The following is a 13000-nucleotide window of genomic DNA, read 5'->3' on the forward strand; positions in this document are numbered from 1 at the left end:
AGGTGGAAGTTTGACTGAGTTCGAGCAGGGTTTCATTTTGACCCGACATTGGCGGGACACGCCCGCCGGCACGGAAATCGAGTTCTGGCTGGCCACGGACAGCGGGCCGCGCCACATCCGTCTGCGCCCTCAGCCGTCCGTCGCCTTCATTCCGGCCGAACATCGCGAACGCGCCGAAGCGATCCTGCGCCGCGACGCACCGCTCGATCTGCGTTCGCTCGAATTGCGCGACTTCCAGCATCGGCCGGTCAGCGGGCTTTACTGTGCGCAATACCGCCAATTGAAGGGCTTCGAGAAGCGCCTCAGAGAAGGCGGTGTCGATGTCTACGAAGCCGATATCCAGCCGCCCGAGCGCTACATGATGGAGCGCTTCATCACCGCGCCGGTGTGGTTCAGCGGCGTGCCGCAGCAGAATGGTCCGGGGCTCGATGGCCCCTGGCTCGACAGCGAACTCAAACCGTCCAACGAATATCGTCCGCCGTTGAAGCTCGTGTCGCTCGACATCGAAACGAGCGCGCATGCCGAGCTATATTCGATCGCGCTCGAAGGCTGCGGCGAGCGGCAGGTGTATATGCTTGGGCCGCCGAATGGCAACGACGGCAACGCCATCGACGCCATCGACTTCAAGCTCGAATACTGCGAAACCCGCGCACAGCTGCTCGAAAAGCTGATCGAGTGGATGGAGCGGCACGATCCCGATGCGATCATCGGCTGGAACCTCGTGCAGTTCGATCTGAAGGTACTGCAACAACATGCCGAGCAGTATCGCGTGCCGCTGCGCATCGGACGAGGCGGTGCGGTGATGGAGTGGCGCGAACACGGCGTCACGCGCAATCACTTTTTCGCGGGCGTGGCGGGTCGTTGGGTCATCGACGGCATCGAGGCATTGCGTTCGGCGACGTGGAGCTTCCCGTCGTTCAGCCTCGAATACGTGTCGCGCTCGGTGCTGGGCGAAGGCAAGGCGATCGACAATCCGTATCAGCGGATGGACGAAATCCAGCGCCGCTTCGACGAAGACAAGCCCGCGCTCGCGCGTTACAACCTGAAGGACTGCGAACTCGTCACGCGTATCTTCGCGAAGACCGAGTTGCTGCCGTTCCTGCTCGAACGCGCGACCGTGACCGGCCTGCCCGCCGATCGCAGCGGCGGCTCGGTCGCGGCGTTCACGCATCTGTACATGCCGCGCATGCATCGGCAGGGCTATGTCGCGCCGAATCTCGGCGACGTGGCCGGCGCCGCGAGCCCCGGCGGCTTCGTGATGGATTCGCGGCCCGGGCTCTACGACTCGGTGCTCGTGCTCGACTACAAGAGCCTGTATCCGTCGATCGTCCGCACGTTTCTGATCGACCCGCTCGGTCTGGTCGAAGGCATGCTGCATCCCGACGACGCGAGCTCGGTACCAGGCTTTCTCGGCGCGCGCTTTTCACGCACGCGTCACTGCTTACCGTCGATCGTCGCGCAGGTGTGGCAGGCACGCGAAGCGGCCAAGCGCGAGCACAACAAGCCACTATCGCAGGCGCTGAAGATCATCATGAACGCGTTCTATGGCGTGCTAGGCTCGACCGGCTGCCGCTTCTTCGATCCGCGGCTTGCGTCGTCAATCACGATGCGCGGCCACGAGATCATGCACACCACACGCGAGCTGATCGAGGCGCAAGGCTACGAAGTGATTTACGGCGACACCGATTCGACCTTCGTCTGGCTCAGGCACGCGCATGACGAGGAAGACGCCGCGCGCATCGGCCGCGCGCTCGTCGAACATATCAACGCGGCGTGGCGGCAGAAGCTGCAGGCGCGCTTCGGTATCGACAGCGCGTTGGAACTGCAATTCGAGCGGCACTATCGGCGCTTTTTCATGCCGACGGTGCGCGGTGCCGAGGAAGGCAGCAAGAAACGCTACGCAGGACTTACGGTATTGCCGGACGGTCGCGAGGACGTGGTCTACAAAGGGCTCGAAACCGTGCGCACCGATTGGACGCCGCTTGCGCAGCAGTTTCAGCAGGAGCTGTATCGGCGCATCTTCAAGCAGCAGCCGTATCAGGATTACGTGCGCGACTATGTGCGCGATACGCTCGCCGGCCGGCTCGACGATCAGCTCGTCTATCGCAAGCAGTTGCGCAGACCGATCGACGCTTACGAGCGCAACGTGCCACCGCATGTGCGCGCGGCACGCGTCGCCGATGAGTTCAATCGCCAGCAGGGACGTCCGCTGCAATATCAGAACGGCGGCTGGATCAGCTACGTGATGACGGTGGCCGGCCCCGAGCCGCTCGAAACGCTGCGCTCGGCGATCGACTACGAGCACTATCTGACGCGGCAATTGCAGCCGGTTGCCGACGCGATTCTGCCGTTGCTACGCGACGATTTCACGACGCTGATGTCGGGGCAGAAGCAGTTGTTCTGATCGGGGCGGCGAACGCGCGGCTGCGAGCATGGACGAATTGCCTACTTCACCATGGACGGCGGCCCGGCCTCTTCATCGGAGTGCGTGTTATGCACAGCAAAGGTGCGGCAGAGCGAGTTGCCGCGGGTCGCGTATCGCATGCTCCGCGCTCTCCAGGCCGGCGTAAATCGACGGCGCAATGTAACTGTGCCGCTACATCGGGGATGGCTAAAAATGTCAATCAGACACCGGTAATCCGTGGTTAAAGGCGGAAAAAAACTAATCCTTAGTTTTGATTTGCAACCCTATCAACAGAATTAGAGAGCCATCATAATTTGAAGTATTCTAATTTCTTCGGTTGTCCGCGCAATTGGCCGGATTTGCATTGTTGCTTGACCTAACCCTTTATTGTCCTATAGTGCCATTTGATCGGCCTCAGAAATATTGTGGGGGCGTGTGTGTGATATCCGTGAATCTGTAGCCCCAACGATCTGCAACGACAGGAGAAGATGCATGAAAGCAATCCACGCCGTCAAACTGGTCGGTACCGCCCTTCTGATTTCGGGTTCGATTCACGCCTATGCGCAGGCGAGCAACGCTAACGCCCCTGCGTCTGCCCCGACCACGACGCCCGAAGCCCGATCGCATTACAAGTCAATGAAAGCAGCGAACCGGGCGCTACAGCGTCAGGTTCGAAATGCGCTGGTGAAAGACAGGAACATCTCAACGGCCAATATCACAGTTCGCGCCCGCGATGGTGCTGTCACGCTGCAGGGCAGCGTACCGCTTCAGGCACAAAGCGACCGGGCAACCGAGGTGGCGAAAGGGGTACCTGGCGTAACTTCGGTCAGGAACGCGCTGTCGATCCGTCCTGTGGGCACCTGAAGCAGTCCTGGACCCCGCTTTGCAGGAAGGCCGGCGCTCTGACCGTGCATTCCATTGATGGCATAGCAAATGCGGCACATGGTGGCGGGCCGGCTCGACAGCCGGCCTTCGCTATGCGGATATCTTCTCGAGTTCGAGCCCTTTCGTCTTCGGCCCCATCAAGCCAATCGCCAGCATCACGATCAGCATCGCGCCCGCGATGAACACGAACACGCCGGTCGTGCCGAAGTAGCGCAACACGGCCGCGATCAGAAAGGCCGTGAAAATCGCGGAAAAGCGGCTCCACGAGTAGACGAAGCCGACCGCGCGCGCCCGGATGCTGGTCGGAAACAGTTCGGCCTGGTACGCGTGATAACTGTACGAAATGATGTTGCCGGCCAGCGTCAGGCACACTCCGAGGCTCACGAGAAGCACCGCACCCGATACCTGACTGAACCACAACCCGCACACGATATTGACGCCGGCCATCACGACGATCACCGTCTTGCGCTCGAAGCGATCGCCGATAAACAGCCCGATGATCGGACCGAGCGGCGCGGCCAATGCGATCACGCTCGAATACATCAGGCTCGTCGTGATCGTGATGCCCTGCTTGATCAGCAGCGTCGGCACCCAGTTCGCGAAGCCATAGAAGCCGACCGTCTGGAAGACGTTGAAGATCGTCATCATCAGCGTGCGGCTGCGGTACGGCGGTACCCACATGTCGCGGAAGCTGCCGCGCGGTGGGATCGTCACCGGCGGCGCCGGCGGCGGCAACTCGCGGCCATATTCGTGACGTACCTTCGCCTCGAGCGCGTTCATCACGCGGTCGGCTTCGGCGAGACGTCCTTGCTGCGCGAGCCAACGCGGGCTTTCCGGCAACGCGCGGCGAATCCACCAGACGAATAGCGCGCCATGCGCGCCGATCAGCACGACCCAGCGCCAGCCGTCCAGACCGAACAGCGTGCGCGGCACCAGCAGAAACGATAGAAACGCGACCACCGGCACGGCCGTGAAGCCGACCGCCTGCTCGCACGCGAACGCGCGGCCGCGGATCTGTTTCGGCACCAGCTCGGAGATGTACGTGCCGATCGTCACCAGTTCGACGCCGATGCCGACACCGGCGACGAAGCGCCAGAAATTAAGGCCCGTCGCGGTCTCCTGAAACGCCATCACGACGTTCGCCGCGGTGTACCACAGCAGCGACCAGGTGAACACCGCGCGCCGCCCGAAGCGATCCGCGAGGAAACCGCACGCGATCGTGCCGATAAACAGGCCGCTAAACAGCGCAGCGATGAAACTCGCGACGCCGGTCGAGCCGAACAGGCCATGCGTGGTCGCGGTCAACATGCCGCTTTTCACGAGGCCCGGAGCGATATAGCCGGAGTACAGCAGGTCGTAGAGTTCGAAGAAAAAGCCGAGGCTCAGCAGCACCACCAGCTTCCAGACGGAGCGCGTGGCGGGCAAGCGGTCGAGGCGCGCCGAAATGCTGCCGGCGTCGAGCGATGCGTGGCCCGCCACCTGCGCGGGCGCGCTGCGCTCGGCGCTGCCGGCCGCGTCAGTGGAATGCGCCACGGTACCGCCGCTGCGCGCGACGGACCCCGCGGGATCGGGGAATGCCATGTTGTCTGTCTCCTTCTGTTGCGACTGCTTTTACGGCAGGGCTGATCGCTTACCGCGGCCGGTTCGATGCCGGCCTTGCGTCTTGTCGCGCGTCGCACGCGCCACGATGGGTCGACCGGAGTCCGGCCAGCATTCTAGCCGTGCCCGCGTTGCAATTGTTCGAACGTGGTGATTTTCCCGGCCAGCGCGCTCGCCGCGACCGTGTACGGGCTCGCGAGCCAGACGTCGCCTGGTCCCGAACGGCCGGGGAAATTGCGGTTGATCGCGCTGATCGTCACGTCGTTCGGGTTGGCCGATTGCCCCGGTCCGCAGTTTGCGCACGAGCCGCAGCCAGGCATCACGAGCGTCACGCCCGCGCGCTCGAACACCGACAGATAGCCCTGCTCCTCGCAATACGCGCGCACCGCCATCGTGCCGAATTGCAGATACAAACGCGTGCGCTCGGGCACCCGTAGGCCGTGCTCGACGCCCCAGCGCAGCACCTCGTGATAGAAATCGAAGTCATCGCGCTTGCCCGCGGTGCACGAGCCGCCGTACGCGATATCGATCGCGACGTCCTGTTCGAGCCGCGGCGCCGGCACGCCATTGCCGGGGTCGCCCGGACGCGCGAGCATCGGTTCGATCGCGTTCGCATCGATATGGATCGTGTCGCGATAGATCGCGTCCGCGTCGCTTTTCATCCAGCCTTCCAGCACGAAATCGACGCCGCGCCGCTCCTTCAGGAACGCGACCGTGCGCTCGTCCGGTTCGACGATGCCGGTGAAGCCGCCGAGTTCCGCGACCATGTTGGTCAGCGTCGCACGTTCGTCGATCGACATCGCACGCACCGCCGCGCCGCCGTATTCGAACACGAGGCCGATCGCGCCGCCCGAGCGAATCGCCTCCATCCGCAACAGATGCAGCACGACGTCCTTCGCGCTCACGCCGTCGCGCAACTGGCCGTCGATCTCGATGCGCAGCGTCTCCGGCACCTTGCAGCGCACGTAGCCCGTGACCCAGCTATTGGCGATTTCGGTCGCGCCCGCGCCAAATGCGAGGCAGCCGAGCGCGCCCGAATGCGGCGTGTGCGAATCGGTACCGCATGCTACCTGGCCCGGCAGCGCGTATTGCTCGGCCATCAACGCATGACAGATGCCCTCGGAGCCGGGCACACCATCGAGCGCGCCGTGCGAGCGCACCGGGTAGCCGCGCGAAAACGACGTGTGGCCTTCCATCAGATTCGCGACGCCCGGCAACAGACCGTCGCGCACGTGAGGGATGCTCTGCGGCGCGAGCACCAGATGATCCTGGAACGCGATGATGTGATCCGGCGCATGCAGCGGCGCGGGCTTGCCGAACGCCCGATGCATCAGATGCGCGCACATGCCGGTGAAATAGTCGTGGCTGAAGCGCCAGTCGGCGGCGATGAACACGCCGTCGCCGCGCTGCGCGCTCGCGGTGCCCGGATGCAGATGACGGTCGATGATCTTCTCGACCAGCGTTTTCGGCTCGGCGCCCGGCGCCTCGTTCGGGGCATCGCTCGCGCGGCCGCCCGGCGCTGGCCACTCCGCGAACCGGCTATACGCGAGCAGCCCGCCGCTGCGGATGATCTGCTGCGTGAGCGAGTCGCGGCCTTTCAGGAATTCGTCGATCGGCACCGCAACGCCTGCAAGCAGGCGATCGAGCACGGAAAAATCGGTCGTGGTCAGAATGCCGATGTTGTCGCAGTTCTGCTGATAGATACGCTCGAAGCTTTCGGCAACGATCAGGCGAATACCTGCGGACAACTCCGCGAGCGGGCTCGATTCGCGCGACGAGCCCTTGCCGTAGCGCTTGCCGGCCACCGTCACGCGAAAGCCGCCGTCCTTCACCGCATTGCGGCCGATCGGCAGACGCTCGCCGGCCTTGAAGCCGACGTACGGGTACTGGCCGAGGCGCTCGTCGTAGGTGAGCATTACGGTGACGGGCGTGATCTCGTCCGTCGACACGTTGTCGCGCAACGGCCCCGCCGTGTCGCGAGTGAAGTTTTCGCCGGCCAGTTGCGCCTCGATCACGGCCGGGTCTTGCGACAGGTACAGCACGCGGCCGTCCAAACGAATCGTATCGCTCATCACTGCATTCTCCTTGCGCTCACTATACGGTGCGCAAGGCGGATGCCGAAGTGCCGGTGCGGCAACGCTGCCGTCTCGTTTCGCGAATGCTCGATGGCGCAGCCGCGGCGCGGAGTGCGGGTGGTGGAATCGTCTAAGGCGGGTTGCCGAGGAACGACACCAGCGCGGCCGCGCTCGCGCTCAACTGCTCGCGCGCCTTGAAGATGATGATCAGATGACGCTCCGCCCAGGCATCGGCAAGCGGCAGCAGCCGCACGTCGAGCGTGTTCACGTAGAGCAGGCCGACCGGCTCGGGCACGATCGCGATACCGAGCCCCGCATGCACCATCCGGCACAGCGCATCGAGACTGCTCACGCGCATCCGCACGTCGAGCTGCTGGCCCGCGCTCGCCGCCTGCTGCGCGAGCAAACGTGTGAGCGCGCTTTCGCTGCGCAAGCCGACGAAGCTGTCGTGCAACAGATCGTCGAAGTTCACCCGCGCCGCGCTGGCGAGCCGATGCCCACCCGGCACGAGCACCGCGAGCCGGTCCTGCCGGTACGGCACCTGCTCGAACGCCTCGCTGCCAGCAACCGGATTACAGATGCCGAAGTCCGCGCCGTGTTCGTCGACGATACGCAGCACGTCCGCGCTGTTTTCTTCTTCGAGTTCGATCGATACATCCGGGAACGCGCGGCCGAACGCGGCCACGTCTTCAGGCAGAAACTGCACGATCGACGACAGATTCGCGACCACCTTCACGCGCCCTTTGACGCCTGTCGAAAAGCGCGACAACTCCGCGCTCATCCGCTCGATATTGCCGATGATCGCGAGCGCGTAGCGCAGCACGGTCTCGCCGACCGGCGTCACGGTAATGCCGCGCGACTGCCGCTGAATCACCGGCAGGCCGATCAGCGCCTCGATCTCGGCGATGCGCCGGCTCACCGCCGACGACGCGATGAACTCGCGCTCCGCCGCGCGCGCGATATTGCGCTCCTGGCAAACGGCGACGAACAGACGCAGCGAAGTCAGATCGAGTTTCTTGAGCAGGTTTTCCATGGGACGAGGCGACGGATCTTACGACAATGGCGGCAGATCGCTGGAATCGTGGTCGTTATCGTCTCACGGCACGCGGTGTTGCGCCATTGCGCCGACGGCGGTCCTCACAGCGCATCATGAAAGATGATGCCGACCGTATGCCGATGTCCCGAGCGCAGGCGGCTCACGCCGTGCCGCAGATTCACGCGATACGGCCCGCGCGTACCCTGCACGGGCCGGCTGTTCACGGTGAACACGACCGCGTCGCCCTTCGCGAGCGGCACGACTTCGGCACGCGACTGCATGCGCGGACGCTGCTCGGTCATCACGAACTCGCCGCCTGTGAAGTCGCGCCCCGGCTCCGACAGCAGTACCGCAACCTGCAGCGGGAACACGTGTTCGCCGTACAGATCCTGATGCAGGCAGTTGAAATCGCCCTCGCCGTATTGCAGGATCAGCGGCGTCGGACGCACCTGGCCGGCGTCATGGCAGCGTCGAATGAAATCCGCATGTTTCGGCGGATAGCGCACGTCGATGCCCATCGCCATGTTCCAGCGGTTCGCGACCGGCACGAGGTGCGGATAAAGGGCACCGCGCAAGCCGCCGACGAGCGACGGCAGCGGATACGCAAAGTACTTGTATTCGCCGCGACCGAAGCCGTGGCGCGCCATGACGACGCGGCTGCGATAAAGCGCGTCGCGTGTATAGAGCGCGCTCAGCGCGTCGCATTCGCGCGGCGTCAACAGTTGCGGCACGGCGGCGCAGCCGTACTGATCGAGATCGTGCTCGATCCGCGGCCAGTCGAGTGCGTCGGCGCGTTGGTCGATCGTTTGGGTGGGAGCGATTGCGTTCATCGTCGATGAGTGGGCGGCGCGGGCTCGTCGCCCGCGCCATCAAAGTAGGTAGCTCGATGAGCTTAGTGTACGAGTGTGGTGGCGGGAAAACACTCCGGGTCTTGCTATCAAATTCAGCCGCACGGCACGGACGCACGATTCACGCTACGCTGTCGGTATCGTTGCGGCCGCATTTGCCGCCGCCGCATCGCACTTCATTCCGCCAGGACAACCATGAAACAGCAGCTCGCCATCGATTTTGTTTCCGACATCGCCTGCCCGTGGTGCGCGATCGGCCTGTCGTCGCTGCAGCTCGCGCTCGCGCGGCTTCAGGACAAAATCGACGCGCGTATCGTCGTGCATCCATTCGAACTGAATCCGCAGATGGGACCGGACGGCGAAGACATCGTCGAGTATCTCGGCAAGAAATACGGCCGCACGGCCGCGCAGATTGCCGAAACGCAGGCAATGATCCGCGAACGCGGCGCGAGCGTCGGCTTCGATTTCGGACCGCGCACCCGCACCTACAACACGTTCGACGCGCACCGCCTGCTGCATTGGGCCGGCCTGAAGGGCCACCAGTTACCGCTGAAGCTCGCGCTATTGCGCGCGTATCATGCCGACGGCAAGAATCCGGGCAATCATGACGTGCTGGTCGAAGCGGCCCGGTCGGTAGGACTCGACGCCGACGAAGCGCGCGACGTGCTGACGAGCGGCGCGTATGCCGATGAAGTGCGCGAAGCGGAAAAGAACAATCAGGAAATGGGCATTCAATCGGTGCCGTCGATCATTTTCAACCGCCGCTATCTGGTGACCGGCGGCCAGCCGGTCGAGCAATTCGTGCAGGTGATCGAGGAGATCATGGCGAAAGAGACAGCGTAAGATCCGGCCAATTGCTAACGGAGCCCATCTTGCACGCGCTGACGGTTTTAACGAAAAGAAGCTGGAACGAGGTGCCCCGATGGGGGCTGATAATCGGCGGCGCGGCAATCATGTTTTTCGGGCAGGTCGCGCTGATATTTGCTCAATACGCGCTGTGGGGCCCGCCGGCGCCGCATAAAAACCCGCTCGCCGATAAACCGATTCCGGTTCAGCTGTTCTTTATCACCATTCTGATGCCGTTCCTGGAGACGATCGTCGGGCAATGGTTGCCCATTCGGCTCATCAACGGCGTCTTTCGTTCGTCGTGGCGGGTTGCCGCGGCGGCGTCGATCGCGCTGTTCACGCTGATGCACGGCTATGTCGATCGTGCGGTCGCGACGATTCTGTTGGGCGCGGTGGTGCTGGCGGCGGTGTTCATCGTCGAAGCGAAGCGTAATGGACGGCCCATTCTGAGCACCTGGCTCACGCATGCACTCGCGAATGCTTGCGTGTTGTCTCTTCAACACATCTGAGCCAAGATAGCCTGGGTCCATTGTCCAAGCCGTCCCGGCTGCTTGCAGCAGGTCTTTCTTATCCCACTGCACGCGCCTTAAAGCCGCTTACAGATAGCTGCAAACGTAGTCCAGCGTTTCAACCACATCGATATCGAAGCGGCTCTTGCCAGGCACCGAGAACGATTCGCCCGCGCCATAGGTCTTCCACTCATCGCTGCCGTCGAGACGGATGCGGCATTTGCCCGCCTGCACTTCCATCAGCTCCGGCGCGTCGGTGCCGAAGTTCCGCGTGCCGGGCAGGATCACGCCGAGCGTCTTGCGCGTGCCGTCGGTGAACAGCACGGTGTGCGACACGCACTTGCCGTCGAAGTACACGTTGGCTCGTTTGACAACAGAAACCTGGTCGAATTGCGTTGCAGCCGTCATGGCGGTCTTCCTCTGGATCATCTTGAAGGGATGCGTTGCGGCCCGGTGGGCGCGGCAGACGGCGCGCGATCCGCGCAAGCCGCCCGCGCAGGGCCCCTGCCGGGCGCGAGCCCGCCATCATACATGCCTATTGATGGCGGCAATACGGTAAAGTCTGCCAGAATCATATCGACACCCACACAGACTCATTCGACCCATGCGCTCTCCCGCTCATCCCGCCGGCGCCGTATTGTTGTTGATCGATCTGCAACGCGCGATCGATCATCCGAGCTGGGGCGAGCGCAACAATCCCGCAGCCGAGACGCAGGTGAGCCGCTTGCTCGCGCATTGGCGTAGCCGAGGCTGGCCGGTGTGGCATGTGCGGCACGACTCGACGGAGCCTGGGTCGCACTATCGGCCGGGTCAGGCGGGACACGAATTCAAGGCGTCGAACGTGCCGTTGCCCGACGAACCGGTGATTGCGAAACGCACGAATAACGCGTTCATCGGCACGGGACTCGAGGACCGCCTGCGCGCCGCCGGCCACACGACGCTGGTCGTGGCGGGTGTCATCACCAACAACTCGGTCGAGGCCACGGTGCGGATGGCCGGCAACCTCGGTTTCGATACGTATCTCGTGGCCGACGGCTGTTTCACTTTTGCACGGACCGACTGGCACGGAACGCCGCGCAGCGCCGACGACATTCATGCGATGTCACTGGCCAATCTCGATCACGAGTACTGCACGGTCGTCACGACGGACGCGCTATTGGGCAACGGGCAACCGCAATAGTCGCAACGTCGATCTGCCGCGCGGCGAGCGACAATCAGGTGATACAGGAGGACTTGTGAGAAAAGACAGCGCGAGCACCCTTATTGGCACCATTGCCGCGGCAGCGATTGCGATCGGCACTGCGACCTGTGCGAATGCGCAAACCAGTGGCGGCATGCCGAACGATGTTTCCGCGCAAAGCCAATCCATCGCGGCATCGCCGGCTCGCAACAGACCCGATAGCGAGCTCGCGCGCGACGTGCGGCGCGCGCTCGCACGCACGCCGAACCTGCATTCAACGTCGATTCACGTGCAGGCGCGCCGCGGTATCGTGACGCTGACCGGTTGGGTACCGCAGCGCGCTCAGGTGCAACGCGCGAGCAGTGTCGCGAGATCGGTGCGCGGAGTCAGACAGGTGAATAACCATCTGAATGTGCGCACGAGAGGTGCCAGCGGTCACTAGCGCGAAACGAATAAAAGAAAGTACTCAGCCCGACACGAATGCGCCGGGCTGAGTACTTTCTATCAACCAATCAATCGATGCGTGCGAGTATTCGCCGCGGCGCTCCATTGTTGCGCAACGCCGCCAGGACTCGCGCAATACCTCAACGCCACATACGATAGCTGTAGACCGGCGCGCGATACGAATACACGCGCGGCTGCGCCCAATAGACCGGCGGACGATAAACCTGATAAGCGACAGGCGCGGCCGGTTGAACCACCGTTTCCACGACCTGCGGCATTTCATCGTATTGCGCCTGCGGATAAACCGGCACGTACTGCACGGGCGGCTGAGGATAGTCCTGCCGCACGTATACCGGCTGGTTGTCGTAGACCGGCTGCATCTGCGCGTAGGCCGGCGCCTGCTGGTATTGCATTGGCGGCGGCGCGTATTGCGGCTGCTGGTACACCTGCTGATATTGCTGTTGCGGCGGCGGTTGCGGCACCTGACGCTGCGCGTATTGGACCGGCCGCGGCTTCTGAGGCTGCGGCGGAATACTCGTGTACTTCGAGTTATCGTCTTCGGGAACGCCCGGCGGCAGCGGCGGCACGTCGACCCGCGCGACGTCGGTCCTGGCGGGTTGCCGCTGACCGTGATTGTGCGAGTCGATCATTGCCTGGTAATCGGCCTGATCCTGCTTGCCGCGGTTGATATAGCCATTGCGATACGCGCGGGCCACGTCCGACATCTTCGCATTCGGATCTTCTTTCATGCCGTCCGCATTGACCTTGTACTCGTTCGGACTGAGCGAGCCGGCCGGCACCTCGTCGTCGGACGCATACGCCGCTTCGGGCCCGTCGGCCCACGCTGGATAACACTGCAGCGTTAGCACCGAAGCGACCGTCGTCACCCCGAGCCCCCAAAGCGTCCTTGTTCTCATGATCCACCTCGCGGCCGATTAAGAGTGTTGAAAGCCGAAATTTTTACTTGCAGGTGTGGCTATTTGTCTGCACGTGCAATTGTTATTTTTTAGCACATTCCTTTGACGTCGGCATTATTTTTTCTTTGCAAATGAGCGGTGTAGCGCACGAGTGACACGGCGGGTCCAAAGGCGAGTCAGGAGAAACCCTGAGAGTCAGAGTTGCCGAAATGGACTGCTTGGTACGGCGGCTCCGCACGCCGCCGCGGAGCGATTCT

At 63.2% G+C, this 13000-nt stretch carries 12 protein-coding genes; 6 read left to right on the top strand and 6 right to left on the bottom strand.

What is annotated here, in order from left to right; genetic code table 11:
- Positions 1-10: 10 nt before the first annotated feature.
- Both OKW41_RS15650 and OKW41_RS15655 read left to right on the top strand, forming a co-directional pair.
- On the top strand, positions 11-2404 hold the full coding sequence (locus OKW41_RS15650) for a DNA polymerase II (RefSeq protein ID WP_429573080.1): 2394 nt from the start codon (positions 11-13) through the stop codon (positions 2402-2404).
- Between the two features lie 492 nt (positions 2405-2896).
- Positions 2897-3268 carry a BON domain-containing protein gene (locus OKW41_RS15655; RefSeq protein WP_429444029.1) on the top strand — a complete coding sequence of 124 codons (372 nt, stop codon included), beginning with the start codon at positions 2897-2899 and terminating at the stop codon, positions 3266-3268.
- A 111-nt stretch (positions 3269-3379) separates the two neighbouring features.
- On the opposite strand, the gene OKW41_RS15660 is transcribed toward OKW41_RS15655, so the two are convergent.
- The 4 genes from OKW41_RS15660 to OKW41_RS15675 all read right to left on the bottom strand — a co-directional run bounded on the left by OKW41_RS15660 (position 3380) and on the right by OKW41_RS15675 (position 8829).
- Positions 3380-4870 carry an MFS transporter gene (locus OKW41_RS15660; protein ID WP_429573081.1) on the bottom strand — a complete coding sequence of 497 codons (1491 nt, stop codon included), beginning with the start codon at positions 4868-4870 and terminating at the stop codon, positions 3380-3382.
- A 134-nt stretch (positions 4871-5004) separates the two neighbouring features.
- Entirely contained in the window at positions 5005-6960 is a 1956-nt protein-coding gene (locus OKW41_RS15665) for an aconitase family protein (RefSeq protein ID WP_429573082.1), read from the bottom strand.
- 133 nt (positions 6961-7093) lie between these two features.
- Complete coding sequence (locus OKW41_RS15670) at positions 7094-7996, bottom strand: LysR family transcriptional regulator (protein ID WP_429573083.1); 903 nt, start codon at positions 7994-7996, stop codon at positions 7094-7096.
- A gap of 104 nt (positions 7997-8100) precedes the next feature.
- Positions 8101-8829 (bottom strand): 2OG-Fe(II) oxygenase, encoded by a 729-nt coding sequence (locus OKW41_RS15675; RefSeq protein ID WP_184025551.1) that lies wholly within the window; start codon positions 8827-8829, stop codon positions 8101-8103.
- Positions 8830-9042: 213 nt separating this feature from the next.
- On the opposite strand from OKW41_RS15675, the gene OKW41_RS15680 reads away from it, so the two are divergent.
- Both OKW41_RS15680 and OKW41_RS15685 read left to right on the top strand, forming a co-directional pair.
- Complete coding sequence (locus OKW41_RS15680; protein ID WP_429573084.1) at positions 9043-9690, top strand: DsbA family oxidoreductase; 648 nt, start codon at positions 9043-9045, stop codon at positions 9688-9690.
- Between the two features lie 110 nt (positions 9691-9800).
- Entirely contained in the window at positions 9801-10202 is a 402-nt protein-coding gene (locus OKW41_RS15685) for a CPBP family glutamic-type intramembrane protease (protein WP_429444034.1), read from the top strand.
- A gap of 87 nt (positions 10203-10289) precedes the next feature.
- Here OKW41_RS15685 and OKW41_RS15690 read toward each other — a convergent pair whose 3' ends face one another.
- Positions 10290-10610, bottom strand: coding sequence for a pyrimidine/purine nucleoside phosphorylase (locus OKW41_RS15690; RefSeq protein ID WP_429444035.1), 321 nt, complete (start codon positions 10608-10610; stop codon positions 10290-10292).
- A gap of 196 nt (positions 10611-10806) precedes the next feature.
- On the opposite strand from OKW41_RS15690, the gene OKW41_RS15695 reads away from it, so the two are divergent.
- Together OKW41_RS15695 and OKW41_RS15700 are read left to right on the top strand one after the other, a co-directional pair.
- Positions 10807-11382 carry a cysteine hydrolase family protein gene (locus tag OKW41_RS15695; protein ID WP_429573085.1) on the top strand — a complete coding sequence of 192 codons (576 nt, stop codon included), beginning with the start codon at positions 10807-10809 and terminating at the stop codon, positions 11380-11382.
- 55 nt (positions 11383-11437) lie between these two features.
- Positions 11438-11824 carry a BON domain-containing protein gene (locus OKW41_RS15700; protein WP_429573086.1) on the top strand — a complete coding sequence of 129 codons (387 nt, stop codon included), beginning with the start codon at positions 11438-11440 and terminating at the stop codon, positions 11822-11824.
- A gap of 142 nt (positions 11825-11966) precedes the next feature.
- Here OKW41_RS15700 and OKW41_RS15705 read toward each other — a convergent pair whose 3' ends face one another.
- A complete protein-coding gene (locus OKW41_RS15705) occupies positions 11967-12743 on the bottom strand; it encodes a hypothetical protein (RefSeq protein ID WP_429573087.1) in 777 nt (258 codons plus the stop codon).
- Positions 12744-13000 lie beyond the last annotated feature (257 nt).

The organism is Paraburkholderia sp. UCT70 (assembly GCF_050434085.1).
GTDB classification, from domain to species: domain Bacteria; phylum Pseudomonadota; class Gammaproteobacteria; order Burkholderiales; family Burkholderiaceae; genus Paraburkholderia; species Paraburkholderia tuberum.